This window comes from Streptomyces sp. NPDC002838, from assembly GCF_040295365.1.
Lineage (GTDB): Bacteria > Actinomycetota > Actinomycetes > Streptomycetales > Streptomycetaceae > Streptomyces.
The window spans coordinates 32834-58540 of record NZ_JBEOVF010000043.1 but is presented as its reverse complement, the minus strand read 5'-3'; the positions used below and the strand labels follow the sequence as shown (position 1 = coordinate 58540).

The 25707-nt window shown below is 72.2% G+C and carries 20 protein-coding genes and 2 pseudogenes; 13 read left to right on the top strand and 9 right to left on the bottom strand.

Features of this window, described 5'->3' with window-relative positions; translation table 11 throughout:
* Positions 1-165: 165 nt before the first annotated feature.
* Together ABT063_RS38565 and ABT063_RS38560 are read right to left on the bottom strand one after the other, a co-directional pair.
* Positions 166-921, bottom strand: coding sequence for a dienelactone hydrolase family protein (locus tag ABT063_RS38565; RefSeq protein WP_351065216.1), 756 nt, complete (start codon positions 919-921; stop codon positions 166-168).
* 140 nt (positions 922-1061) lie between these two features.
* Positions 1062-1682 carry an L-threonylcarbamoyladenylate synthase gene (locus ABT063_RS38560; RefSeq protein ID WP_351065215.1) on the bottom strand — a complete coding sequence of 207 codons (621 nt, stop codon included), beginning with the start codon at positions 1680-1682 and terminating at the stop codon, positions 1062-1064.
* A 141-nt stretch (positions 1683-1823) separates the two neighbouring features.
* Here ABT063_RS38560 and ABT063_RS38555 point away from each other — a divergent pair, with 141 nt between their 5' ends.
* From ABT063_RS38555 to ABT063_RS38545, 3 genes are all read left to right on the top strand, one after another.
* A complete protein-coding gene (locus tag ABT063_RS38555) occupies positions 1824-2765 on the top strand; it encodes a MerR family transcriptional regulator (RefSeq protein ID WP_351065214.1) in 942 nt (313 codons plus the stop codon).
* Positions 2766-2821: 56 nt separating this feature from the next.
* Positions 2822-3409 carry a GNAT family N-acetyltransferase gene (locus tag ABT063_RS38550; protein WP_351065212.1) on the top strand — a complete coding sequence of 196 codons (588 nt, stop codon included), beginning with the start codon at positions 2822-2824 and terminating at the stop codon, positions 3407-3409.
* A gap of 83 nt (positions 3410-3492) precedes the next feature.
* Positions 3493-5025, top strand: coding sequence for a helix-turn-helix domain-containing protein (locus tag ABT063_RS38545; protein WP_502990967.1), 1533 nt, complete (start codon positions 3493-3495; stop codon positions 5023-5025).
* Between the two features lie 125 nt (positions 5026-5150).
* Here the strand turns inward: ABT063_RS38545 and ABT063_RS38540 are convergent, their stop codons facing one another.
* Positions 5151-6377 carry a cytochrome P450 family protein gene (locus ABT063_RS38540; RefSeq protein WP_351065210.1) on the bottom strand — a complete coding sequence of 409 codons (1227 nt, stop codon included), beginning with the start codon at positions 6375-6377 and terminating at the stop codon, positions 5151-5153.
* A 284-nt stretch (positions 6378-6661) separates the two neighbouring features.
* Here ABT063_RS38540 and ABT063_RS38535 point away from each other — a divergent pair, with 284 nt between their 5' ends.
* Both ABT063_RS38535 and ABT063_RS38530 read left to right on the top strand, forming a co-directional pair.
* Positions 6662-6898, top strand: coding sequence for a hypothetical protein (locus tag ABT063_RS38535; protein ID WP_351065209.1), 237 nt, complete (start codon positions 6662-6664; stop codon positions 6896-6898).
* Positions 6899-6979: 81 nt separating this feature from the next.
* Positions 6980-7162 (top strand): hypothetical protein, encoded by a 183-nt coding sequence (locus ABT063_RS38530; protein ID WP_351065207.1) that lies wholly within the window; start codon positions 6980-6982, stop codon positions 7160-7162.
* Positions 7163-7342: 180 nt separating this feature from the next.
* Here the strand turns inward: ABT063_RS38530 and ABT063_RS38525 are convergent, their stop codons facing one another.
* Positions 7343-8176, bottom strand: coding sequence for an SAM-dependent methyltransferase (locus ABT063_RS38525; protein WP_351065205.1), 834 nt, complete (start codon positions 8174-8176; stop codon positions 7343-7345).
* A 205-nt stretch (positions 8177-8381) separates the two neighbouring features.
* Here ABT063_RS38525 and ABT063_RS38520 point away from each other — a divergent pair.
* From ABT063_RS38520 to ABT063_RS38490, 6 genes and pseudogenes are all read left to right on the top strand, one after another.
* Positions 8382-8678 (top strand): annotated as a pseudogene (locus ABT063_RS38520) (ArsR family transcriptional regulator); the annotation flags it as partial.
* Between the two features lie 663 nt (positions 8679-9341).
* A complete protein-coding gene (locus ABT063_RS38510; protein ID WP_351065203.1) occupies positions 9342-10943 on the top strand; it encodes an NAD(P)-binding domain-containing protein in 1602 nt (533 codons plus the stop codon).
* 5 nt (positions 10944-10948) lie between these two features.
* Positions 10949-12082, top strand: a complete 1134-nt coding sequence (locus ABT063_RS38505) for an alpha-hydroxy acid oxidase (protein ID WP_351065201.1) — start codon at positions 10949-10951, stop codon at positions 12080-12082.
* Positions 12079-13473, top strand: coding sequence for a cytochrome P450 (locus ABT063_RS38500; protein WP_351065199.1), 1395 nt, complete (start codon positions 12079-12081; stop codon positions 13471-13473). The genes ABT063_RS38505 and ABT063_RS38500 overlap by 4 nt, the downstream gene beginning before the upstream one ends.
* A 13-nt stretch (positions 13474-13486) precedes the next feature.
* Positions 13487-14761 carry a cation:proton antiporter gene (locus ABT063_RS38495; RefSeq protein ID WP_351065198.1) on the top strand — a complete coding sequence of 425 codons (1275 nt, stop codon included), beginning with the start codon at positions 13487-13489 and terminating at the stop codon, positions 14759-14761.
* A complete protein-coding gene (locus tag ABT063_RS38490; protein WP_351065196.1) occupies positions 14758-16434 on the top strand; it encodes a thiamine pyrophosphate-dependent enzyme in 1677 nt (558 codons plus the stop codon). The genes ABT063_RS38495 and ABT063_RS38490 overlap by 4 nt, the downstream gene beginning before the upstream one ends.
* A gap of 77 nt (positions 16435-16511) precedes the next feature.
* Here the strand turns inward: ABT063_RS38490 and ABT063_RS38485 are convergent, their stop codons facing one another.
* The 5 genes from ABT063_RS38485 to ABT063_RS38465 all read right to left on the bottom strand — a co-directional run bounded on the left by ABT063_RS38485 (position 16512) and on the right by ABT063_RS38465 (position 24051).
* Positions 16512-17321: an alpha/beta fold hydrolase gene (locus tag ABT063_RS38485; protein ID WP_351065194.1), complete on the bottom strand. Its 810-nt coding sequence runs from the start codon at positions 17319-17321 to the stop codon at positions 16512-16514.
* A 172-nt stretch (positions 17322-17493) separates the two neighbouring features.
* Complete coding sequence (locus ABT063_RS38480) at positions 17494-18933, bottom strand: NAD(P)/FAD-dependent oxidoreductase (protein ID WP_351065192.1); 1440 nt, start codon at positions 18931-18933, stop codon at positions 17494-17496.
* A 104-nt stretch (positions 18934-19037) separates the two neighbouring features.
* Positions 19038-20651 carry a helix-turn-helix transcriptional regulator gene (locus tag ABT063_RS38475; protein ID WP_351065190.1) on the bottom strand — a complete coding sequence of 538 codons (1614 nt, stop codon included), beginning with the start codon at positions 20649-20651 and terminating at the stop codon, positions 19038-19040.
* 184 nt (positions 20652-20835) lie between these two features.
* Positions 20836-22533 (bottom strand): phenylacetic acid degradation protein PaaN, encoded by a 1698-nt coding sequence (gene paaN, locus ABT063_RS38470; protein WP_502990968.1) that lies wholly within the window; start codon positions 22531-22533, stop codon positions 20836-20838.
* Between the two features lie 366 nt (positions 22534-22899).
* Positions 22900-24051 (bottom strand): MFS transporter, encoded by a 1152-nt coding sequence (locus ABT063_RS38465; protein ID WP_351065280.1) that lies wholly within the window; start codon positions 24049-24051, stop codon positions 22900-22902.
* A 207-nt stretch (positions 24052-24258) separates the two neighbouring features.
* Here ABT063_RS38465 and ABT063_RS38460 point away from each other — a divergent pair, with 207 nt between their 5' ends.
* Both ABT063_RS38460 and ABT063_RS38455 read left to right on the top strand, forming a co-directional pair.
* Positions 24259-25194: a LysR family transcriptional regulator gene (locus ABT063_RS38460; protein ID WP_351065186.1), complete on the top strand. Its 936-nt coding sequence runs from the start codon at positions 24259-24261 to the stop codon at positions 25192-25194.
* Positions 25195-25316: 122 nt separating this feature from the next.
* Positions 25317-25460: pseudogene (locus ABT063_RS38455) on the top strand (IS1380 family transposase); the annotation flags it as partial.
* Positions 25461-25707 lie beyond the last annotated feature (247 nt).

Here is a 25707-nt window from a genome sequence, read left to right as displayed (position 1 = left end):
GGGGGTAGGTGGCGAACTCCTGCTCACCAGCTGCACACCAGGGATCGACTCCGGTCACACAGCGATGAGTTCCAGCCAGCCACGCCCTTCGGCGCGTTCGATGTGGCACGCTCCTCGGCACGGCGTGCCTCGGCGCGCCGTGCCTCGACACGCCCTGCCGCCGGGTCAGAACGTGCGCTTCAGGAGATCGAGCAGGGCGTCCCAGTGCCGCTCGTCCGCCGCACGGTCGTACGAGGCGGTGTCGGCCTGTGTGAAACCGTGGTGCGCGCCGGGATAGGCCTCGCAGCGGTGCCGGACGCCGGCCTTGGTCAGGGCCTCCTCCAGGCGCTCGATCTGCTCGACGGGCAGCGACGGGTCCTCGTCGGCGTGGCCGAAGTACAGCTCGGCGGTGATGTTGTCGGCCACCAGATGCGGGCTGTCCGGCGCGTCGGTAGCCAGGCCCCCGCCGTGGAAGCCGGCCGCCGCGGCGACCCGCTCCGGGTAGGTGCCCGCGGTGAGCAGGGAGAGCCGGGCGCCCATGCAGTAGCCGGTGAGGGCGACCGGGCCGGCGGCGGCCTCGGGGCGGTCGGCCAGCCAGCGCAGATAGGCACCGGCGTCCCGCATGGCGAGCTCCGGCGTCAGCGCCCGCATGATCGGGCCGAGGCGCTCGAAGATCTCCGGCCGCGCGCCCGGATCGATGAACTCCGGCAACTCGACGACGGGCGTACGTCCATGCCGGTAGAACACGTTGGGCACCAGGACCGTGTATCCGTGCCCGGCCAGCCGGTCCGCCATGGACGTCAGCCGCGGGCGCAGCCCGAAGGCGTCCATGTAGAGCAGGACCGCGGGATGGGGACTGCCGTCGCCGGGGTGGGCCAGATAGGCGTCGGCGGTGCCGTCCTCGGTGGGGATGTCGACAGCGGTTCCCTGTGTGGCGTTCATGTCCGGGGCTGCCTCTCTGCATGGGGGAGTCGGCGAAGAACCTGCCGGGCCACCTGCGGCGGGACAGGTCGAGATCATGGTGACACGCGACATTCCGGACGCCGCAGCCACCCCCACGCCGGGGCCGCGGGCCCGGGGGCTCACTCGAACCGTGCCGTGTCGCCCGCCCCCCGCCGTACGATCTCGGCCTCGCCGCCGGAGAAGTCGATGACCGTCGTCGGCTCGGTGCCGCAGTCCCCGGAGTCGACCACCGCGTCCAGGACGTGGTCCAGCCGGTCCTTGATCTCCCAGCCCTGCGTCATCGGCTCCTCCTCGTCGGGCAGGAGCAGAGTGCTGGACAGCAGCGGCTCGCCGAGCTCGGTGAGCAGGGCCTGGGTGACGACGTGATCGGGGATGCGCACGCCGACCGTCTTCTTCTTGGGGTGCTGGAGCATGCGCGGCACCTCCTTCGTCGCGGGCAGGATGAAGGTGTAGCTGCCAGGCGTCGACGCCTTGATCGTGCGGAACACGTCGTTGTCGACCCGTACGAACTGGCCGAGCTGCGAGAAGTCCTGGCAGACGAGGGTGAAATGGTGCCGGTCGTCCAGCTTGCGGATCGTACGGATCCGGTCGATGCCGTCACGGCTGCCCAGCCGGCAGCCCAGCGCGTAGCAGGAGTCCGTCGGATACGCGATCAGCGCACCCGACCGGACGCTGTCGGCGACCTGGGCGATGGTGCGGGGCTGGGGATTGTCGGGGTGCACGTCGAAGTACTTCGCCATTCGGCGAGCTTATGCCGTACGGGGGCGGTGGGTGGGGAGCGCGGGGGGTGGCGCTGTGTGGGTTCCGTTCCCGGCCGACTCAACGCCGGGCCCAAGGCGCGGACTTGAGTCTCCCCCGGGGGGAGACACGAAGGTGAGGTCATGGACGACGGAGACGGCGTGTACTCGATCGGTGAACTGGCCCGGCGCACCGGCCTGACGGTGAAGACCATCCGGTTCTACTCCGATCACGGCATCGTGCGGCCCGCCGGCCGCACACCCGCCGGCTACCGTCGCTACGGCCCCGACGCCGTCGCCCGCCTGGCCTTCGTACGGACACTGCGGGATCTGGATCTCGGCCTCGACGTGATCCGGCAGATCCTGGACCGGGAACTGACACTCGGTGACGTCGCCGCGCGGCACGCCGCGGCGCTGGACGCGCAGATCGGCGTCCTGCGTCTGCGACGGGCGGTGCTGACGGCCGTGGCAAGACGCCGACCCACCCCGGAGGAGACCCGACGCATGCACGAACTCGCCCGACTCTCCGCGGCGGAACGCCACCGACTGATCGGAGACTTCCTCGACGCCGTCCTCGCGGACCTCGACGGCGGGCCCGCGTACGCGGCGATCCGCCGTTCCATGACACCCGAACTCCCCGACAACCCCACGGAAGAGCAGATCGAGGCATGGGTGGAGCTGGCCGAACTCGCCCTGGACCCGGGCTTCCGCACCGGAGTGAGACGCATGGCCGAGGACTATCTGGCCGACCTGCCCCCGGGCGGCTCCGCACCGCCGCGCCCGGACCTCGTCGCGCTCGCCCGCGACCACGCCGGAGCCGCCGTGGCCCGCGGAATCACACCCGATTCCGCCGAGGCCGCCCCGGTCGTCGCGGCACTCACTGCACACTGCGCCCGCGCCCTCGACCACCCCGACGACCCCGCCCTGCACCGACGTCTGCTGCACCGCCTGGACACCGCCAACGACCCACGCACCGACCGGTACTTCGAGCTCCTGGCCCTGATCAACGGCTGGCCCCCACCGGAGCGCCGCACACCGGCGCTCGACTGGTCGGTGACGGCACTGCGGGCGAGGGCAGCTCGATGAGCCGGCCGTCCCGTCGGTCCGATACGTCGCCCCGGCCATACGCTCCGCTCGGGGACATGACCGCCGTACGACTGGAGGCGGCCGCCACGCCGACGGCTCCCGCGCTCCTCCTGCGGCCATGGTGCCCCTCAGACGCCGCCGACCTCGTCGGCGTGTACCCGGAGGACGCCCGGAGCCACGGGGCTGGTGCGGTCGTCCACGACGACGCGAGCGCCGCGTGGTGGGTTCGGGAGCAGCGGCGGGGATGGGAGGCGGGGGAGCGTTTCGGGTTCGCCGTCGTCGAATTCCGCGGCCGGACGGGCGACGGCCGGCTCGTGGGCCACGTGATTCTCAAGCGCGGTACCGCCGACTCCACGTCGGCCGAGGTCGGTTACTGGACGGCGGCACACGCACGCGGCCGGAGTGTGGCGCCCCGGGCGGTCCGGGCGCTGACCGACTGGGCTTTCGGCGTCTTTTCCGAGGACGAGGTGGCGTACCTGGAACTCCTGCATCAGGTCGACAACACGGCGTCCTGCCGGGTCGCGCGGAAGTGCGGGTACGCCTACACCGGCCTCCTGCCCGCCGCGCCACCCGAGTTCCCGCTCGACGGGCACCGGCACGCATACGCACGACACCAGACCCCACCCGCCACCGGCCCACCGTGAGCCGGAGCGACCCCCAGAGGAGGGTGAGGTAACGTCCCCGAGCGGTACGCGTGGACGATGCGAGGGGCGAGGGGAAGGCCGACGTGGCTGGCCGGGATGACGGGATTCGTCGTACGGAGGTGAAGGACACCGCGGAGATGGCATGGGCGCAGGAGTTGCTCGACCATCTGCGGCCGTCCGGGCGTGACGTGCGCAGGCTCGTCAACTGGCTCGCACACACCGTCCAGGGCACGGCCTCCCTGCAGGACGAAGCCGGCACCCTCCTCGCCGGCCCCCGTATGCCGCTGGACGAAGACCTGGTCGCGGACATCGTCGCCGGCCGGATCGCCACCGCCGCATGGGAAGAACAGGGCCGCCACCTGCGCCTCGTCCGAGTGGAGCTCCCGCAGCCGGCCTCGGCCGGTGTACTCGCCGTGGCGCGCACGGCCCCGTTCGACCGGCGAGCCTTCGACATCGTGACGCACACCGCCCAGGTCGTCGAACTCCTGCTGCGGGCACGCGAGACGACCGCGGCCGGACGCCGCCTGGCGCGGGCGACGTCCGATCTGCGGCTGGCGATCCTGCAACTGCTGATGGTGGAGGACACCGTCGCGGCGCGCCGCGTCGCCGCGGGCCTGTGGCCCGGCCTGCTCGACACCGACACGGCCATCGTCTACGTACTCGAAGGCACCCCCGAGGAGCGCGACCGGCTCGCCGAGCAGTGCCTCGACGCGACGCAGGAGCGAGCGCTGGTCGTGCGCTGCCCCGCGATGGACGAGCACGTGATCGTCGTGATGCCCGGCGAGGTCGCGGGCGAGGCACTGCGGTCGCTGATCGACCGGAACCCCGGCACGTTCCTCGGCGGCAGCGTCCCGCAGAGCCTCGCCCGGACCGCCACCGCCTACGGACAGGCCGTCAGCGCCCTCGCCGTCGCACACTTCCGGCCGGACAAGGCCGCGGTGTACGCCGAACGCACCCACCCCGAACGCCTGATGGACCCAGGCTCGCTCCGCGACTGGACCGCCCGCGTGCTGCGCCCGCTCGACACGCTGCCGCACCACACGCGCGCCGAACTCCTCGCCACCACACGGCTCGGCCTGGAGTTCACCGCAGTCAGCGCGGCGAAGGTCCTCGGCGTGAGCCGCAACACCGTGCGCGCCCGCATGGAGCGCGTCGAAACCCTGCTGCGCACGGACTTCTCCGACCTGACCGTCCGCGCCGTCGCCCACCTGGCGCTGAACACCCAGGTCGGCCTCGTCGAGGCACCGCCCGAGCCCGATGGTGCGCGGCCGGACCGTCCCCGGCTCGCCGATCTGCTCGCCGGGACCGCCGTACGGTCCTGGGCGCACGACCTGCTGGGCCGGCTGGACCCGGACGCCCGGGACCTGCGCCGGACGCTGCGCACCTGGATCGTCGCCGGAGGCAACTCCGAGCGAGCCGCCCAGACGCTTGGCATGCACGCGCAAACCGTGAGGGAGCACGTCCGCAGTGCGGAACCCGTCCTCGAACGCCGGCTCCTCGCCGCCGGCAGCGACCTCTACGAGGTCGTCCTCGCCCATCTGGCCGTCGGGGACCTCGAACCACCCGTCCTCGACCGGACGAAACCGGGCCATCCGGACTCACCTGTGCACGGGTGAGCCCCCGGGGCGGCGCAGCGGGCATCGGTGCGATTCACAAGGGTTCCCGCAGGCACGTAAGTTCTAGGCACCGCGGGGGCACGACCGGAACGGGGGACCGGTCGCGCTCCCGTGACGCGGCGTCTTCACCCGCGCAATCGCACGGGGATCTCCTGCCAGCCGAAGGCGATGAAGGACGGCACCTGCCGCAGCCCGCCCTCGGCGACGGCGAGGCGCAGGCCGGGAAATCGGTCGAACAGCGCGGGCAGTGCGGTGAGGGCCTCCAGCCGGGCCAGCGGCGCCCCGACGCACCGGTGCACGCCGATCCCGAACGCCAGATGGTCCTCGGCACCGCGCGCGGCGTCGAAGGCGTCCGCGTCCGGCCCGTAGTGCGCGGGATCCAGTCCGGCGGCGGCGTACGTCGTGATGATGGCGTCTCCGGCCGGGACGGTGACGCCGCCGACGGCGAGGTCGGTGACGGCGAACCGCAGTGGCAGCGAGGCGATGGAGGGCTGGACCCGCAACGTCTCGTCCACGACGGCGTCCCAGCCGATCTCCCCGGACCGCACGGCCGACAGCTGCGCGGGATGCCGGAGCAGCGCGACGACCGCGTTGCCGATGAGGTTGACGGTGGTCTCGAATCCGGCGCCGATCACCAGCAGCAGGGTGTACAGCAGCTCCTCGTCGCTGAGCCGGTCGCCGTCCTCGTCCCGTACGCGGATCAGCTCGGTGGTCAGGTCGTCGCCGGGATGCCGGCCGCGGTGGGCGATCAGCGCGGGCAGCACCGTGCCGATCTGCCGTTGCACGGACGCGGCGTGCTCCGGGCTCGGGTCGGAGGTGTCCATGATGGCCGCGATCAGCCGGCCGGTGTCCGCCCGCAACTCCTCGGGAACTCCGAAGAGTTCGCACATGATCCGCATCGGCAGGGGATGGGCGAGCCCGGCCCGCAGATCGACCACGTCGGTGTCGGCCGCGTCCAGCGCGTCGAGCAGTTGCGCGGTGATCGCCTCCACCCGCGGCCGCATCGCCTCGGTGCGCCGGTGCGTGAAGCTCGGCGCCACCAGTTTGCGCAGCCGCACGTGGTCGGCGCCGTACGTGGAGAGCATGTTGACCACGCCCACCCAGCCAAGCACCCACCCCCAGGAGGGATGCTGCCCGATCTCCGGCCACAGCTTCCAGTGCTTACGGGGGTCCTTGCTGACCCGCGGATCGAGGATCAGCTCCTTGAGGAGGTCGTAGCCGGTGGGCGCCCAGGCGGGGATGCCGCCGGGCAGCTCCACCGGCACGATCGGGCCGAGGGCGCGCAGCCGGGCACTCTCGCCGGCGATGTCGGCGCCGAACGGATCGAGGGCGACGCGGTCGGTCATGGTCACGACGGATCTCCTGGCTGGTCGGGGGAGCGAGGGCTGAGCCGCGGCCTGCTCGGGGCGGCGCGCGAGAGTGCTCGCCTCATGGTCCGGTCGCAGCGGTCGGAGGCCAAGTCCGCGTCGGCGTACGGCTGTTGTCGCCCCACAGTGTGTCGGTGCCGATGGTGAGACCGCCGGCCGCCAGGTCCGGCCATTCGATCACCGGCGGCACAGTACTGCCAGGCGGTGTGCCCGGCCGGAGGAGGGGTACTCGGGCCGTCCCGGAACGACAACCGCTGGAGGAGGTCCGAATGACCAGCAGCACGGAGACCGGCGGCGTGACCGGTACGCCGGACAAGGACTACAACCTCATCTGGTACGTGGAGGCGTGCCTGAGCAACGCGCTGCGCCTGGAGACCTACATTCAGGACGCGGAGCGCGAGAAGGACACCGAGGTCGTCGACCTGTTCCGCAAGGCTCAGGCGGACAGCCGCAAGGGCGCCGAACTGGGCAAGGGACTCCTGCGCGCGCGGCTCAACGGCAGCTGATACCGGCTCGCGCCGAGGCCGGGTCGCCGGGGAACCTCCGGTGGCCGGGCCTTCGGCATGCGGTCGCCAGAGGTCATCGTGATGGTCGCTGGCGACCCGGTGGACGCCCCGCCCACTCTCCTCGCCGCCGGGGACACCGGCCCGCAGGCGGACGAGGCGGACGCGTCCGCGGTCGGCCGCGGCCGCGCCGGGTGTGGCCCTGCCGAGATGTGCCACCCGGCCCTGCGCCCCGGCCGCACCGCCGCATTCTCCGTCGCCGGATAAGCGGGCGGCACCGAAGGAGAGCAGGTCGTGCTCGTCCCCCGAGACGGCCACGGAAGCCGCGGGGGAGTCCGAGGTGATCATCGACCTGATACGCATTTCTACCTGGGCGGCCTCTCTCCGTGGGCGTCGCACCCGTCGCGAGCCGACCGTCTCGCGCGTACGGACAAGGGATCCGGGACGTTACGGCTTGCGCCCCACTCCGCAGTAGGCATCCACAGAGGCAGCGGGGTCGGCCGGGTGGGCCGAATCACTCGGTTCCGGACGCCACTCCGTGACCTGGACGACGCCGGGGTCCACCAACTCCAGCCCGTCGAAGAACCCGGCGATCTCCCCGATGCTGCGCACGTAATACGGCACCGCACCGCTCGCGTTGTACGCCGCCGACGCGGCGATCATGCCCTCGCTGGTGGCCGTGCTGTCGCTGATCACCAGATGGCTTCCCGACGGGAGGCCCGCCATGAGCCGGCGCACCAGCTCGCGCGCCTGCTCGTAGTCGGCGACGTGACCCAGCGTGTTGAGGATCATCAAGGCGACCGGCCGGGAGAAGTCGAGGGTGCCCGCGGCGGCTTCGAGGACGGCGTCCGGGTCGTGGAGGTCGGCGTCCAGATAGGCGGTCTTTCCCTCGGGCGTGCTCGTGAGCAGGGCGTTGGCGTGGGCCAGCACGATGGGGTCGTTGTCGACGTACACGATCCGGGCGTCCGGGGCCACGCGCTGCGCCACTTCATGGGTGTTGTCGGCGGTCGGCAGGCCCGTGCCGACGTCCAGGAACTGACGGGTGCCCTGTTCGCCGGCCAGGTGGCGGACGGCACGCCCCAGGAAGTGCCGGCTCGTGACCGCCACGTCGACGAGGCCGGGGAAGATCTCCTTGATGTGGTCCCCGATCTCCCGGTCGACCTCGTAGTTGTCCTTGCCGCCGACGAAGTAGTTCCAGAAGCGGGCCGAGTGCGGCCTGGTCGTGTCGATCCGGTCGGGTGTCCCCGCACCGGCGGTGGTCCGGGTGTTGGCGTCCGACACAGCGAGGCCTCCTGCACATGGGCGTTGGTGATCAGGACTCCAACCTAGGCGAACGCGCCCCGTGCTCAGGTGAGTTGGGAATCCCGGCCGACCGCGCCATGGCGTTTCGGCCAGTCTCTTGGGCCGGCCGTTATGGTACGGGGTTTCCTGGATTCGGAAGACCGTGGATTGTTTGGGTGGGGGCGGTTCGGGCCGGGAGCGGGCGGTGCCGGCCGGGACCTCGGCGACCGCGCTCGCCGCCCCGATCCGCTGCCGCGTCCTGCTCGCCCTGCGCAAGGCGCCCGCTCATCCGGCCGACCTGGCCGAGGAGTTGCGGGTCTCCCGCACCCGGCTGCCGAACCACCTCGCCTGCCTGCGCGACTGCGGCGTCGTCGTCGCCCCCGAAGGCCGCCGCACGCGCTACGAGTTGGCGGACGCCCGCCTCGGCCACGCCCTGGACGACCCGCTCGGCCCGTTCCTCGCCGTAGGGGCCGACCACGCCCTCCGCGAAGCCCGCGAGAAGACGGCCCTGCGCATCATCGCGCTGTCCTTCTTAACATTCCACGCCCGGCACCGTGCTGGCGGCCCTGTCCCTGGCGGTCATGCCCTTCTGTGTCGCAGGCGTCGAGGCGGCCGGCGAGGCACGGGGCGGCTGTGGCCGCGGCCCCGGCTGCTCCTGCTGTGCCCCGGCGAAGGGCGTGGCCGCCCGGTGAGCCTGGAACGGCACCTGTCGAATCCCTGTCATCTCTGAGGCACTGTTGCCCCGGCCTGTCACACGTCACTACCGTGCTCGTTGAGATTTCAAAGGGAAATCCGATGGAAGGGCCTGTCATGCCCCTGCCAGAACGTGCGGATGTGCCGTCCTCGGCTGCCACTGCGAACGCTTCCCGAACCTCTCCTCCCGTTCGTGCGGCACGACCGTACCGGCCGGTCGGCTGACCCGTCTCGGCCCACCTCGCCTCCCGGCACGCGTCCCTGGATTCGCGCCGCTCAACGGAGGTGGGCACATGTCACCCACCCCGGTGACCGGACGCGTCCACCCTCGTGTCCGCCTGTGGGGCCCACCGGCAGGCATCACGCCGCGCACGTCGCCCGCCGTTTCCCGCGTTCACGCACCGTGCCCTTCCACGTCTCACCCCCCACCGGCCCGGGCCTGCCCCCCCGCCCGGAGCAGAAGGAGAGATCCGTGAACTCCACGCACAGCGAGCCCCTCGATTACCTCGTGATCGGCGCCGGACCCGCCGGGCTCCAGCTCGGGCAGTTACTCCAGGAGGCCGGGCACGGATACCGGATCCTGGAGAGCGGCCAGGCGCCAGGGACCTTCTTCCGCACCTTTCCCCGCCACCGCAAGCTGATCTCCATCAACAAGGTGTACAACGGCACCGACGATCCCGAGTTGAACCTGCGGATGGACTGGAACTCCCTGCTGTCCCCGGACGACCGGCTGCTGTTCTCCCGTTACAGCAAGCGCTACTTCCCACACGCCGACGACCTGGTGCGTTATCTCGCCGACTTCGCCGAGGCGTTCAAGTTGGACATCGCCTACGACACCCGGGCGGAGCGGATCCGTCGCGATGCCGACGGCGGATTCGTCGTCACCGACCAGCACGGGCAGGAGCATCGCAGCCGCCGGGTGATCATGGCCACCGGGGTGACCCGGCCCAACACCCCGGACATCCCCGGCATCGAGACCGCCGAGGACTACTCCGTCGTATCCGTGGATCCCCAGGAGTTCATCGACCAGCGCGTCCTGATCCTCGGCAAGGGCAACTCGGCACTGGAGACCGCGGACAACCTCGTCGAGACCGCCGCGGTGATCCACGTCGCCGGCCCGCACTCCATACGGATGGCCTGGAACACCCACTTCGTCGGTCATCTGCGCGCGGTCAACAACAACTTCCTCGACACCTACCAGCTCAAGTCGCAGAACGCCCTGCTGGACGGCGACGTGCTGTCGATCGAGAAGGCCGACAAGGACGCCGCCGGGGGCTACCGCGTTCGGTTCAGCTTCTCCCGCGCCGACGAGGTCGTGAAGGAACTGCGCTACGACCGGGTCGTCGTGTGCACCGGCTTCCGCTTCGACGCCTCGGTGTTCGACCCGGAGTGCCGGCCCGAGCTGGTCATCAACGACCGCTTCGCCGCCCTCTCCCCGGCATACGAGTCGGTGAACGTGCCCGGCCTGTACTTCGCGGGCACCCTGATGCAGCAGCGGGACTTCAAGAAGTCCACCGGCGGCTTCATCCACGGATTCCGCTACGCCGTACGCGCTTTGAGCCGCATCCTCGACGAGCGCCACCACGACCGGCCCTGGCCGCGGCAGCCACTGGAAACGTCCCCGTCCGCGCTGGCGGACGCCGTGGTGGCCCGGGTCAACCGCAGCTCGGCGCTGTGGCAGCAGTTCGCCGTGATCGGGGACCTGATCGTCACGGCACCGGGCGAACCGGCCCGCTACCACGAGGAAGTCCCGGTCGCGTACGCCCACGAGAGCGAACTCACCGAGAACGGCGACTATTTCACCGTCACCCTGGAGTACGGGCCCGACCACGACAAGGTCGACCCCTTCGACATCACGGTGCGCCGCACCGCCCAGAATTCGGTCGACGACGCCTTCGACGCGGCCTATCTGCACCCGGTGATCCGCCACTTCCGCGGCGGCGAGCTGCTGGGCACGCATCACATGGCCGAGAACCTCGAGAACGAGTGGGACCACCCGGAGGTCCACCAGGCCCCGCTGGCCGAGTTCTTCGCCCGCGAGCTGGACCGCCGGCCGAGCCCCGCCGGGCGGTGAGCGGCGTGCAGTACACCGTCCACGACTTCGAGACCGCGGCGCGCGCCAAACTCGACCCCGTGTACGCCGACTTCATCGCCGGCGGTGCACGGGACGAGATCACCGTACGGGCCAACGAGGCGGTGTTCGGGCGGCTGCAGCTGCTGCCCCGGGTACTGCGGGGGAGCACCGCACGTGAGCTGGACCTCGACCTGCTCGGCAGCCGCGCGCGACTGCCGGTCCTGCTCTCCCCGACCGCCTTCCACAAACTGGTCGATCCGGAAGGGGAGCTGGCGACCGCGCGGGCCGCGGCCGCCGCCGGCGCGATCATGATCGTGAGCATGGCGTCCACGGTGGCGGTGGGCGAGATAGCCGCCGCGGTCCGCGCGACCGACGACGACGTACCGCTGTGGTTCCAGCTCTACATCCAGCCCGACCTGGAGCTCACCGAGGCGCTGGTACGGCGGGCCACCGACGCCGGATGCGCGGCCCTGGTGGTCACCGTCGACTCCCCGGTGCTGGGTGCCGGCGAACGCAACCGGCGCAACGGCTTCCACGACCTGCCGCCCGGACTGCGCTGCGAGAACCTGGTGGACCTGCGCGACGGCGAGCGCGGGCACGTACGGCAGATCGCCATGTCACCGGAGCTGAACTGGGAGCACATCACCTGGCTGCGTGGCGTCACGAACCTGCCGATCCTGCTCAAGGGCGTGCTGCACCCCGAGGACGCCCGGCTCGCGGTCCGGCACGGTGTCGACGGGCTGCTGCTGTCCAACCACGGCGGCCGCCAACTCGACACCGTCCCCGCCACGCTGGAACTGCTGCCCGAGATCCTCGCCGCCGTCGCGGGCCGCATCCCGGTCGTGCTGGACGGCGGCATCCGGCGCGGCACCGACGCGGTCAAGGCGCTGGCGCTCGGCGCGTCCGCCGTGGGCATCGGCCGGCCCGTGATGTGGGCCCTGGCCGAGGGCGGTGAGAAGGGCGTACGACGGCTGCTGGAACTGCTGCGGGAGGAGCTCGACGACACCATGGCCCTGTGCGGGGCGTCCGGGCTCGCCGACCTGACGCCCGATCTGGTCCGGGTGCCCGCCTGGGGGCCCGCAGCGGGCCCGGCCGTGGTCCCGGGAGCGGACAACCGATTCGGTGGGGTGGTCGCATGAGCCCCACCGGATGGCTGATCACCGGCGCGATCGTGGCCCTGGTGGTCGGTCTGCCGTACTGGCTGCCCCGAGCGGTGATCGCGCTGCGGGTACGCATCTTCGCCTGGGTGGGCGGCGAGGAGGGCATCCGGGCGCCGGGCCGGGAGGTTCCCGCCGAGGAGTTCAAGAAGGTGTACGGGCATCCGGCGGCCAACGGCCGCAGCCGGGGCGCCGCGCTGTCCGACCTGTTCTGGTACTGGCTGTCGCCCGGCCCGGAGGTGCACCAGGAACACCTGGAGCCCGGACCGCGCTACGACGACGTGGCCAGGACCACGCGGCAGATCCTGGCCGGCCTCTCCCGGGAACAGTGGACGGAGCTGGTCGGCCGCTGCACCCGGCGGGTGCTCGACGAACTCCCCGCCGACACGCGGGTGCACCGGGTGAGACTGCGTGACCTGATGATGCCCGTGTGGGCCGAGGTCTACTACGAGGTCGTTTTCCGCGCGCCCTGCCCGCGCTCCGTGCGGGACCTGATCACCGGCAACGCGAACGACGTCGTCAGCGCCCTGAAGTGCACCAGCCTGCGCCACATGGACCGGCGGGCCCGGCTCACCGCCCACCTGCGGGACCGGCTCGCCCACGACCCTCCGCCCGTGCCGCTGCCGTCCTCGCTCTCCCAGCGGGAGCAGGCGTACTACTTGCAGGGCACGTTCTTCAACACAGCCGTGGTGCAGATGTCGGAGGCGATGGCTCATCTGCTGCTGGCCCTCGCCACGCACCGGCCGGTACAGGACCGTCTGTCGTCGGGCGAGGCGGACCCGGACTTCCTGGACGGGGTCATCAACGAGACCTTGCAGCACTTCCCGCTCTTCGGCGTGGCCCACCGGATCACCTCGGGGGACATAGCCCGGGACGGCCGGAAGCCCATCCCGGCCGGGTCGGTCCTGCTGTTCAACTACCCCGAGTACCAAGGGTCCGGCTCAGACCCGTTCGACCCGGAACGGTGGCTGAATCCGGACACCAGGCCGTCCGCCTTCATCCCGTTCGGGGTGACCGCCAACCGCCCCTGCCCCGCCCGCGGCTTCGCCGTCCTCACGATGCGGATCGCGGCCGAGGAGACGCTACGACGGTTCCGGCTGGAGTCCTCGGCGGAGCACACCAGGTCGCTGCCCAGCCGGGGCCCCTGCCTGCTCGTCCCGCGCACCGGTGCGACGGACTGGACCCCGGCCCGTCGGCGGACCCGGCTCGCGGTGATGGGGCTGGCCGACCGCTGGGAGGGAGTCGGGCGCAGCCTCGTCCAACTCGTCCTCGGCAGCTACATGGTGTGGGACGCCCGGCGCCAGGGACTGTGCCGGAACTACTTCGCCGCCTCGTCCGGCGGTTCCGCCCCCTCCGTCGCCGCCGGCCGTTGAGGGGGACGAGACCATGACACCCGTGGAGCTCGCTCCCGCCTTCTTCCTGGCCGTCGTCGTGATTCTGCTGACGTGCCGTCTGGTCGTCCTGGCGGCGGGCCGCTTCGGCCAGCCGCCCGTGGTCGGCGAGATGATCGCCGGCGTGCTGCTCGGCCCCTCGCTGTTCGGGCTCATCGCCCCTGGCGTCTCCGCCGAGGTCTTCCCGCCGGAACTGAAGCCGGTGCTGTACGTGGCCGGGCAGATCGGTCTGGTGACCCTGATGTTCGCCGCCGGATACGAGTTCCGGGCGCACGCCGGACGCGGGCTGGCCGGCACCGCCGTCGCGGTCTCCTCGGCCGGGGTCGCGATCCCGCTGGCGCTGGGCGTCGGCCTGACCCTCGTGGCCCACGGCCACGTCGGCATCTTCGTCGACGGCGTCTCGGTCTGGGTGACGGCGGCCTTCGTCGGCGTGGCCCTGGCCATCACCGCCTTCCCGATGCTGGCCAGGATCATCACCGAACGGGGGCTGGCCGGCTCCCGGTTCGGCTCCCTCGCCCTGGCGTCCGGGGCGACCGACGACGCCGTCGCCTGGATCATGCTCGCCGGGGTGCTGAGCGTGGCCTCCGGCGAGGTGGAGCCCGTCCTCACGGCGGTCGGCGGCTCCATGCTGTTCGTGGCCGTGCTGTTCCTGCTCGGACGCCGCCTGCTGGCGTGGATCGTGAACCGGCCCGGCCTCGGCGACGACACCCGCCTGCTGTTCACCGTCGCCGTGCTGTTCTGCGCCGCCTGGTTCACCGACATCATCGACCTGTACGCCGTGTTCGGGGCGTTCTGCGTCGGGATGGCCATGCCGCGCGGCGAGGCCGCCGAACGCCTGGTGCGGACGACCCAGTCCGTCACCCAGGTCGTGTTCGTCCCGATGTTCTTCACCTACTCCGGCCTCAACACCCGGTTCGACGTGTTCTCCGACCCGTCGGTGATGGCGTTCGGGGCGGCCGCGGTCGTCCTGGCGGTGGCAGGCAAGTTCGGCGGCTGCTGGGCCGCCGCCCGGCTGCGCGGCGAACCGGCCCCGGTGGCCGTCCGGGTCGGCGCCCTGATGAACGCCCGCGGGCTGATGCAGCTGATCGCGCTCAACATCGGGCTGTCGGCCGGCATCGTCAGCGAGGAACTGTTCACCGCGCTGGTCCTCGTCGCCCTGGTCACCACGATCATGACGGTGCCGCTACTGAGCTGGCTGGACCGCCGGGACGCCAGATCGTCGGCGCCCGAGGAACCGACACTCCAAGGTGAGAAGGCGGTGGCGAGGTGACGCCGAGCGGGGCCGAGGCGCTGGTCCGCCAGCTGGAGCGGGAGGGCGTCCGCCATGTCTTCGGCGTGCCGGGCGTCCAGCTCGACCAGGTCCTGGACGCCCTGGCCCGCGCCCGGGCCGCCGGCGGGCCGATCGAGTACATCGCCGCCCGGCACGAACAAGGCGCGGCCCACATGGCGGAGGCGTACGCACGCACCACCGGGCGGCCCGGCGTCTGCCTGGTGGTCCCCGGCCCCGGGGTGCTCAACGCCCTGCCCGCCGTGGCCACCGGGTACGCCTGCTCCTCGCCGATGCTGTGCGTGGCGGCCGACATCCCCTCGCCGCTGGCCGGCCGGGGCCTGGGCATGCTGCACGAACTTCCCGACCAGGACGGCGTCCTGGCCTCGGTCACCAAATGGTCGGCGCGGGCCGGGACACCGGCCGCGATTCCCGGTCTCGTGCACGAGGCGATACGGCAGTCGCGGTCCGGCCGCCCGAGACCGGTGGGCCTGACGATCCCGACGGACGTGCTGACCGCGCGGGCGGAGACGGACCCCGTGCCTGCCGGGCAGGCCCCGGACCGCCTTCCGGTGTCCGGGGCGCCGGAGCGGGACGTCCTGCCGGAGATCGCCGCAGTGTTACGGACCGCCCGCCGCCCCTTGCTCTACGCCGGCGGGGGAGTCCTCGCCTCGCGGGCCGGTGCCGCTCTCACCGCCCTGGCCGAGGAACTGTCCGCCCCGGTCGTCATGAGCCGCAACGCCGGCGGCGCCGTCCCGGCGCACCACGCCCTCGCCTTCCCCAGCCTCGCCGCACCCCGGCTGCTGCCCTCCGCGGACGCGGTACTGGTCGTCGGCAGCCGCTTCCTGACCCCGCGCGGCACGGCCGTCCCGACCGCCCCAGAAGCGGCCGTCGCCCTGGTCAACGCCGACTTTGCCGACCTGGGGCCGCCCCGCAGGGCCGACTTCACCCTGTGCGCCGACGCCCGGACGGCGCTGGAGGACCTCCGGGCCGAACTGCCCGCCGCACCGGAACCCCGGGCGGGGTGGGAGTCCGGATGGCCGCCGGGCGAGCTGGCCGACGTACGCGCCTGGTGCGCGCGAAAGGTCGAGAGCGTCGAACCCCAGTGGTCGTACGTCCGCGCACTGCGCGAGGCGATCCCGGACGACGGCTTCCTGGTCAACGAGCTGACCCAGGTGGGCTATCTGGCCGCCGTCGGCTACCCCGTCCACCACCCCGGGACCTTCCTCACCCCCGGCTACCAGGGCACTCTGGGCTACGGCTACCCGTCGGCGCTGGGCGTCAAAGTGGGCAACCCGGACCGGGCGGTCGTCTCCGTCAACGGCGACGGCGGGTTCTGCTGGAACATGCAGGAACTGGCGACCGCCCGCAAGTACGGCATCGCGGTGACCGCGGTGGTCTTCAACGACAACGCCTACGGCAACGTCCGGCGGATCCAGGCGGACGAGTTCGAGGGCCGGTTCATCGGCAGCGACCTGGCCAGTCCCGACTTCGTACGGCTGGCGGAGTCGTTCTCGGTACCCGCCGTCCGGGCCGAGACCCCTGCCCGGCTGGCGGGCGCCCTCAAGGAATGCCTCGGCGAATCAGGCCCCTCCTTGATCGAGGTACCGGTGACCGAGATGCCCAGCGTGTGGCCGCTGCTGCTCGGCGGCTCACCCGGATCGGTCCGGGACTGATGAGTCATGCCTGGGCTGGGTGGCCGAATCCGTCAGTTCCTGGACATCGGCCGGTGCGGCCGTCGGGACCACCACGGTCAGCGCACGTCATCTGACGCCGGGGTGCCGGTACGGGCCAGGAAGTCCATGATCAGCGCGGCCCACCGGGCCGGTTGCTCGGCGGCGATGGCGTGGCCGCAGTCCAGGGTGGCCAGCTCGGCGCCGGGGATGCCGTCGGCCAGCTCGCGGGAGTGGGCCGGGGTGGTGAGTACGTCCTCCAGCGGCGAGACGACCAGGGTGGGCACCTTGATCGCGGAAAGGTCGGTCGTCACGTCGATGGTGTTGAACAGCGCCAGCTGCCGGTCGGTGCCCGGCGGCAGATCGGCCGCGAAGAGGGCGAGCTGCTCCTCCAACTCCTCCGGGGTGCGTTCGTCCAGCCAGCTGGCGCCCCCGACCACGAGGGACAGGTAAGCCGCCAGCGTGCGGCTGTCGTCCGTGCGGCCGAGCGCCCGCCAGACGTCGATGACCAGGCGCAGCCGGGCGTTGGGCCGGGCGAACCCGGACGACAGGACGAGGGCGGTCACCCGCTCGGGGTGCCGCACCGCCGCCCGTACGGCGACGGTCGTTCCCATGGAGAAGCCCGACACGGCGAAGGTCGCCGCGCCCGCCCGGATCCCGGCCGCCACCACGTGGTCGGCCAGCGCGTCCAGGGACAGCGGTGCGTCCGGCAGCGGGGTGTCGCCGGAGCCCGGGTAGTCCGGGCCGATGACCGTGTGCCGCCGGGCCAGCTCGTCCAGGACGGGGCCGTAGCTGTCCCGTACGTCGCTGCCGGCGCCGTGCGCCAGAACCACGGCCGACCCCGAGCCCACGACGAGGGGGGCGGGCGAACTGTACTGAGAGGTCGTCATCCGAGCACGCTAACCGGGTGCCGGGGGCACCGGGACGGCGTTCCGTCGGCTTCGCGGCGTTATGCCGGTCGCGGCTACTCGAACGAGTAGCCGCGCCTGCCCGGACGTGCGGCCCGCCCGGCGCGGATTCGGCGGCGGACCACACCGGCTCCCGGGCGGGGGCGGCCCGGCCTCAGCGGCGGAAGGCGGACGGGTCGATCGACACCAGCCGCTTGACCGGCCCCGGTACGAACGCTCCCCGGTCCTCTCGGCTCTCCACCGCCCGCAGCGCCGCGAGGGCCACGTGGGAGCCGGTGTACCGGACCGGCTCGCCGGGTATGGCGCCGCCCGGGGTCCGGGCGAAGGCCGACCCGGACCACTCGTCGCGGGTGCCGAGCACGAGCGAGGCCAGCACTTTGGACATCAGCCGGGAGGGGCCCACTCCGTCGCCCGAGTACCCGGTGGCGTAGCAGACGCCCGGCACGGAGCGCAGCCAGCCGGCGAACGGGACCGAGGTGACCGCGTACTCCACCGGTGCCGTCCACATCATGTCCACCGGGACGTCCCGTAGGTCGGGGAAGAGCCGCAGGAACTGGCGCCGCACTTCGCCGGGGCGCAGGGCGCCGCCCCACATGGTGCTCGCGCCCGAGTTGCCAGGGGCCAGCCCGACGCCGCCCTTGCCGAACACTATTCGGCCGTCCGCGGTGGTGCGGTAGTAATTCAGCCGCTTGCGGGCGTCGCATACGGAGGTCGCGTCCCGCCAGCCGATCTCGGCAAGCCGGTCCGGCACCGGCACCGTCAGGACCGTGTCGCTGGCCACCGTGACCATCCGGTCGGCCAGCTCCTCCAACTGGCCCGCCCAGGCGTTGATGGCCAGCACCACCCGGTCGGCGCGGACCGTGGCGCGGGGAGTCACCACCACAGTGGCGCCGGTCTCCCGGCGCAGCCTGGTCAGCGGGGTGTGCTCGTGAATCCGTACGCCCTGGTCCAGCGCCACGCGCCGCATGCCGCGCACCAGCTTGGCGGGCTGCAGCGTGGCGCAGTGGGGATCGGCCACCGCCCCGAAGTGGGACGGGGTGCCGACCGCCCGGCGCGCCTGGTCCGGGCTCAGCTCTCGAAGCGGCTCCACACCAGCCCGGGCCAGGTCCTCCAATGTCGTGTTCCAGGCGCCGCGCTGAGCCTCGGACGAGGCCGCCCACAGCCAGGGGCCGCGCCGGTACTCGGCGTCGATGCCGTGTTCGTCGACGAAGTCCAGGATCTCGTCCACGGCCCGCTCGGACGCCTCGCCCAGTCGGCGTGCCTCCTCATGGTCGCTGATGGCGACCAGGCCGCTGAACCGGGCCCACATGGGCATGAGGTAACCGGCGTTGGCGCCACTGGCGCCGCCCCCGCAGACATCGGCGTCGATCAGCACGATGTCGGTGCCGGGCGCCCGGCGCAGGATCTCCAGGGCGGTCCACAGGCCGGTGTAGCCGCCGCCGACGACGCACACGTCACAGCGGACGTCGCCCTGCAGCGCGGGGGACTTGCCGTCGTCGGGTTCGGTCGCGAAGGCGTCCCGCAGCCAGGCGGTCCGCTGTTCGGGGGCGGGCGCGTGGGCGGGCCAGGAGGACGGAAATGCCAGGGCGTTCATCTGCTGTCTCCAGAAGTGGACGAGCGAGTCACGGGTGGATCGGTAGGCGGCGGACGGGGGACGGCCGCGGGCGGACGGAGAGGACTGACCGGCGGGGGTGGAGGTCAGAGGCGGAAACGCGGGGTGGCAGGGACGGAAGTGGCTGGGCCGGGGTCGGTGGCGGCGGCAGTGGAGGGGATGGAGACGGTGAGGGGGGCCAGCAGGGTGGGGGCGAGCGGGGCGTCGGTGGTCGGGGCGCCCGCAGCGCCCCCCGCGCCGGCGGGGGCGCCGGCTTGCGGGCCATGGTGTTCCGCGACCGCCCTGAGCAGGTCGATCCGCGAGTTCACCCCGTAGCTCTTGAAGAGCCGCCGCAGGTGGTAGTTGACGGTGTGCGGGGAGAGCCCGAGCCGGCTGGCCATCTGCCGGTTGGTCCGGCCCTCGGACACCATCCGGACCACCTCCCGCTGCTGCCGGCTGAGCCGGGGCCCCCGGGCCGGGGCGGCCCCCTCCGCCGGGTGCGCCGCCGGTCCCCCGCAGGCACCGTCGGGACTCTCCGTGCTTGCTCGACTTCCCTGGCCTGCCGGGCAGCCGATGGCGGGCAGGAGCCACCCGTCGCCCGAGCGGTGGGCGCCCCAGGGCCCGGGGCCGCGCTCGGCCACCGCACCGGGCCAAGGGGCGTCCCCGCCACCCGGTCCCCGGGCTCCCGCCGGGTGGTGCGGGCCCGGCCGGACACCACCGGCCGCGCGCAGCAGGGCGACCTCCTGGTGCAGCACCGGCTTGAGCGCGTCCGGCACCGCGTCGTGGACCGCCTGGCGCATGAGGCCGCTGTGGAAGGCGAGACGGTCGGCGGCGTGCCGCACCACGCCGGTGGCGCACGCCTCCTCCATGACCGGCAGCAGCGCCGAGAGTGGACGGCCCAGCATGGCCGTCAGCTCCGTGTACTCCACCTCGGTCCCCAGGACGGCCGCCACGCTCAGGAACTGGCGGCACTCCCGGGAGTACTGGGCGAGCGTCGCGCGCACCCGGGCGCGCACCCGGTCCGGCAGCCGGTCGCCGGTCAGTTCGGCCTCGACGCCGTCGGTGCGGATGGTCCCCTCCTCCCGCATGCCGACCAGCAGTTCGGTGAGGATCCGGGGGTGCCCGCCGGCCCGCCCCACCAGACGGGCCACCGCCGGGCCCGGGGGGACGCCCAGCACGTCCGCCGCCAGTTCCAGCGCAGAGGCAGGGCAGAGCGGGCCCAGGACGAGACGCTCGTAGTGGCGACGCGGGTCCGACAGCAGGGCGCCGCGCCGGTCCTGGCCGGTGTCGGTGCGGCGCGCCGCCAGCCAGACGACCCGGTCTTGGGGGACACCCCACCGGGTGAAGGGGCCGCCCCCGGGCCCGGCACCGAGGTCCAGGTCCTGGAACTCGTCCAGCACGACGAGCACCGGCTCGCCCGGGGTGCGTGGGGCGGTTGGCACCCCGCGGCGGCCGGAAAGCGCGTCGGCCTGCCGGGTCCCGGCGATGCGAGGGACCGGGTGGTGGGCATCGGCCGGTCCGGCCACGGAATAGCCCAGCCGCTCGGCCAGGTCCATGCAAGCGCGCAGTAATCGGGTTTTGCCGTAGCCCGGCGGCGATTCGACGAGGATCAGGGCCGAACCGCCTCTGCGGATCGCCTCGAGGACGGCGCCGACCCGGGCGAGTTCATGCTCGCGGCCGCGCAGCGGGGGGTCGAGCGGAGGGGCGAGTGTCGAGAGCATAGTGGGGTGTACTCCCTGAAGGGTTGGAACATTGCGAACAGAGTGGGACGCGGACGCGCCGGGCGGCCGGACCTGTGCCCGGCTCCCGGAGCGGTGGTACCTGCCCGGCTCGTGGAACGCCGGCGCCGACCCCGGGCTCGGTCCGTGACGCATGCCCGTCCCGGCAAGCGCCGATGTCGCGTGCTCAGCTCGTGGCGCGGTGACGCCGGACTCCCACCGCGTGGAACCGGCCGGTGACGAAGGCGGCGTCGCAGTACACCGCGTCGGCCGCTGGGTTCATTCCCGTACCGTGCAGATCGGAGTAGACGGCGGACTGGGTGATGTACCACTGGCCCATGAGGTTGAACGACAACATCACGCCGGCCTCGGCACAGGCGTCCTCCAGCGCCCACTCGACCTCCGCCGAGGTGGTCCAGGCGCCGGCCGAGAGGGCTCCCCGCTCCCGGGCGGTACGCGCCAGCAGCCCGATGCCGGCGGCGGCCGAGTCGACGGCGACCGCGAAGTGTACGGGGCCCAGCCACTCGGTGGACAGGGTGGCCACATCGCCCGGGCGCGCCGCGTCCAGCGCCACGACGGTGGGGGTGCGCACGACCGCTTCCGGGTGGTCGGGGTGGACAACCGCGCACGGGCTCACGGCCACCTTGCCGAGGGCGCCCGATGCGGCCTTGTCGACCCGTGCCAGCACCTCCGGCGAGAGCAGGGCGCCGAGGACGGAGACGGCGGTGGCGTCGTCCGCGAGCAGCTCCCGCAGCGCGCCGCCGAGGTCCGTCACCACTTGGTCGAACGACCTGTGCCCCTCGTCGGTGGTGATGCCGTCCCGGGGGATCAGCAGGTTCTGCGGGCTGGTGCAGAGCTGGCCGCTGTAGAGGGCGAGCCCGAAGGCCAGGTTGGCGAGCATGCCCCGGTAGTCGTCGGTGGATTCGATGAGCAGGCTGTTGACGGCCGAGGTGCTGGTGAACACCCGTGCCTGAGTGGCGTTTCGACGCAGCCAGTCGCCGAAGGCGGTGGTGCCCGCGTAATCCACGATCCGTACGTCGGGGTGGACGGCGAGGTGGCGGGCCAGACCCTCGTCGGGCCGTTCGGCGGCCAGGCACACCAGATCCGGGTCGAACCCCGTCTCGCGCAGCACCTCCCGGGCCGTCCGCACCGTCAGCGCGAGCGGCAGTACGGCGCTCGGGTGCGGCTTGATCAGAACGGGGTTACCGGTCGCCAGCGAGGCGAAGAGGCCGGGATAGCTGTTCCAGGCGGGGAAGACGCTGTTGCCGATCAGCAACGACACACCGCGCGGCCGGAGCGCGAACGTCTTGTCCAGGACGAAGGGCTCGCCGCCCGGCATCGGCTTGCTCCACACGAAGGAGCCGGGCAGCCGGGTCTGCTCCTCCACCGCCCAGGCGACGGCCTCCAGCCCCCGGTCCTGGGCGTGTACGGCTCCGGCGTGGAACGCCATGACCGGGTTGTGGCCGCTGGTGTGCTCGGCGGCGAGGGCGAAATCGTGTGACCGGGCGTTGATGCGGGCGAGGATCTCCACGCACACGGCTGCCCGGGCCGTCACCCCCGCCTCCCGCCACTGCGGCATGGTGCGCCGCATGGCGGGGAGCAGGATCCCGGGGTCGTGGTGCGGGTAGGAAATGCCCAGTTCGGGCCCGTACGGGGACCGCTCGCCGCCGTCGGCGGGAGCGGGTCCGACGAGGCCGTCCCTTCCCGGCTGGCCGAGGTCGAAGACCTGCCCGCGCAGGGCCGCGAGGGCGGCCCGGGCACCGGCCTCCGCGTCGGAGCCGTACGCCCCGGTGTCCTCCGGATAGGGCGACCAGTGCGCCCGGGTGCGAATGGCCTCCCGGGCCCGGTCGAGGGTCGGCCGGTGCCGGTGCGTCAGCTCCCGCACGAGGGCCGTCGGACGCCGCCGGTCCCCGGCGGCGGTCGGTATGCCGGATGTTCCCACTTCGCTGCTCCTCCCGTTGCGTAAGACGCGAGCGAAGCCCTCCTGGGCGGATCCCGCCGGGCGGCCCGTGGTCGCGTCTCAATGGACTGAACGGTGACCATTCATTCATGACAACGGGTTCATGATGCAAGAGTTTGTTTCAAATGCGCATAAATAGGCCAATTTCTAGCCATGCTTTGGCATCCGCCGAATCACGGGTGACGCATCGTCAGGGCTGGGCAGAGGGGCCACGGCCCATGGAGGGGTTGGCCCGGTGGCCGACGGGGGACAACGGCCACCGGGCCGGATCGGCCCGATCCACCGGGCCGATCAGTCCGCGGACTCGGATCCGGCGGCGTCCGCCGAGGGCACCCGCCCGAGCGCGGTCACCACGAGGGCGCTCAGCGCCAGCGCGCCGCCCAGCCACAGCACCGACCGGGTGCCGAAGCTGTCCACCGCCCGGCCGCCCGCGAAGGCGCCCAGGGCGATGGCTCCGTTGAACACACCCACGAACAGGGAGGTCACGCCCTCCCGGGCCTTCGGGGCGGCAAGGGCCAGCCAGGTCTGGGTGCTCACCGACACACCGCCGTAGGCCAGGCCCCACACCACCAGCAGGATCGCCGCACCCGCCACGGACAGCCCGAGCAACGGCACCAGCAGCACGGAGGCGGCCAGCGCGACGCTGATCACCAGCAGGGTGCCGCGCACGGACCGGCTCACCCGGGCGCCGACCGCGAAGTTGCCCGTGATACCGGCGATTCCGTAGACCAGCAGCAGGGTGCCGATCATCGACGCCCCGACGCCGGAGACCTCCTCCAGGATCGGCCGCACGTACGTGTACGCGGCGAAGTGGCCGGTCACCAGCAGGGCCACCACCGCGAGCCCGGTGGCCACGCGGGTGTTGCCGAACAGCCGCATCACACCGCCCAGCGCGACCGCCTCCTCGGCGGGCAGCGGCGGCAGCAACACGGCCATGGCGACGGTCACGAGCAGCGCCAGCCCGCCGATGGCGAGGAACGCCTCGCGCCAGCCCGCCAGTTCACCGATGTACGCACCGGCCGGCACGCCCACCACCGAGGCGATGGCGATACCGCTGAAGATCATGGAGGTCGCCGGCCCGATGGACTTGGCCGGGACCAGCCGTACCCCCAGACCGCCGGCGAGCGACCAGACGCCGCCCATTCCAATGCCGACCAGCACGCGGGCCGCCATCATGACCGCGAAGTTCGGTGACCAGGCGGACAGCACATTGGCCGCCGCCAAGAGCACCATCAGGGAACAGAGGACCACACGCCGGTCGATCCGGCCCACCGCCGATGTGATCAGCGGCGCGGAGAACGCACCGACCAGGCCGGTGACGGTGAGCGTCAACCCGGCCGTGCCCTCGCTCACGCCCAGCGAACCGCTGATGGGCGTGAGCAGTCCCACCGGCAGCATCTCGGACGTGACCACGGTGAAGGTGCTGGCCGCCACGGTCACCACCGCGGGCCAACCGCCCCTCGGGGCTCTCCCCGGCGCGGGCGCATCTACGGACAGGTCATCAACTTTTGCCATGGCTTCAGCCAACTCCGGTGCAGGGAGCGGAACAAGCGCGAAGTTCTCATGCTTCCATGAGGTGAGCTAATCGAACGACGGCGCGGGCGATGCGTGCACCGCACGCGGAACGCGCCAGGCAGAGGGGCACTGACCATGACAGTCACGGCACCGGGGGTCACCGGCGGGGAGCGGGCACCGACGAGCACGGTGGAGATCCGTGAGCTGGAGTGCTTCCTGATCCTCGCTGAGGAACTGCACTTCGGACGGACCGGCGAACGGCTGTATGTGTCCCAGGGCCGGGTCAGCCAGCTGATCCGCTCCCTGGAGCAGCGCATCGGCGCCCGTCTGGTGGACCGTACCAGTCGGCGGGTGCGGCTCACCCCACTCGGCGAGGACTTCCTCAACGCCCTCCGCCCCGCCTACGCCGCACTGCGCGACACCGTCGACAACGCCCGGGCAGCGGCTCTCGGGGTCAGCGGGCCGCTGCGGATCGGGTTCCAAGGCATCGCGGGATACGGATTCATGGATGTGGTCGGTGAGTTCGAAGACCGGTACCCCGGCTGTGCCACACAGATCACCGAGCTGCCGCTCTCCGACCCCTTCGGGCCGCTGCACCGCGACGAGGTGGACACCGCGGTGGTGTTGTTGCCGGTCGAGGAGCCGACGCTCGTGCTCGGACCGGTCTTCTCCCGCCAGCCGCAGTATCTGGCGGTCTCCCGCAGGCATTTGTTCGCCACCCGTACCGCCCTGGACGCCGAGGACCTGGCCACGACACCGGTCGTGGGCGTGGCCGCCCCGGCGCCGGACTACTGGCGCGAGGTGCAGGCACCCACCCGCACACCGTCCGGCATCCCGGTGCCGCAGGGCCCGGCGGTCGGCACCCTCCAGGAAGGCCTGTCGCTGGTGGCGGCCAACCGGGGCGTGATGCTGCTGTGTCATCCCACCACCGAGTACCACCACCGCCGGGATGTGGCATTCGTCCCGGTGACCGGCCTCCCCGACTCCGCACTCGGCCTCGTCTGGCGCGGCGACCGCGAGAACGCCCGGGTGCGCGCCTTCGCCGAGGCGGTGGCCGACGCTCTGGTCTAGCCTCGGGCTTTCTCGAGGGGCGCCGTCCGGCAGGTGATCGAGAACGCAGAAAGTGCCTTTGAGCTGCAACGATAGGGCTTGCTGAGGGTCCTGTACGTGGCAGCGAACGAGGCACTTCCCAGGTGAAGAAGAGTAGCGGGTCCTACCCGCGTGTCCGTGTCGAGAGTGGCGGTCGCGGGGTGGTTGCCCAGGCCGTCTCGGTGCTGCTGGTCGAGACGGTCCGCAAGTTGGGCCTGGACACCGCGATATCGGCGGCGCTCACGCCGTAGCGCAAGCCGCGGGCCCTGCGGGATGGCCGAAAGCGGAGATCGTGCCACCGACCGGGCCGTTGAAGGCGATCGCCTGGCCGCCCACCACGTCAGTGAGCGTTCGGTCGTGTCGGCACCTGTCGGGTCCGCGGGGCACAGTGCCTCGGCCGCTTCAGACGCTCGTATTCGCCGGAAACCGTGGGTAATTCAGCGGCGACTGTCGTGACCATCGTCACAACTGCCCGTGGCAGGTGACACATTCCGA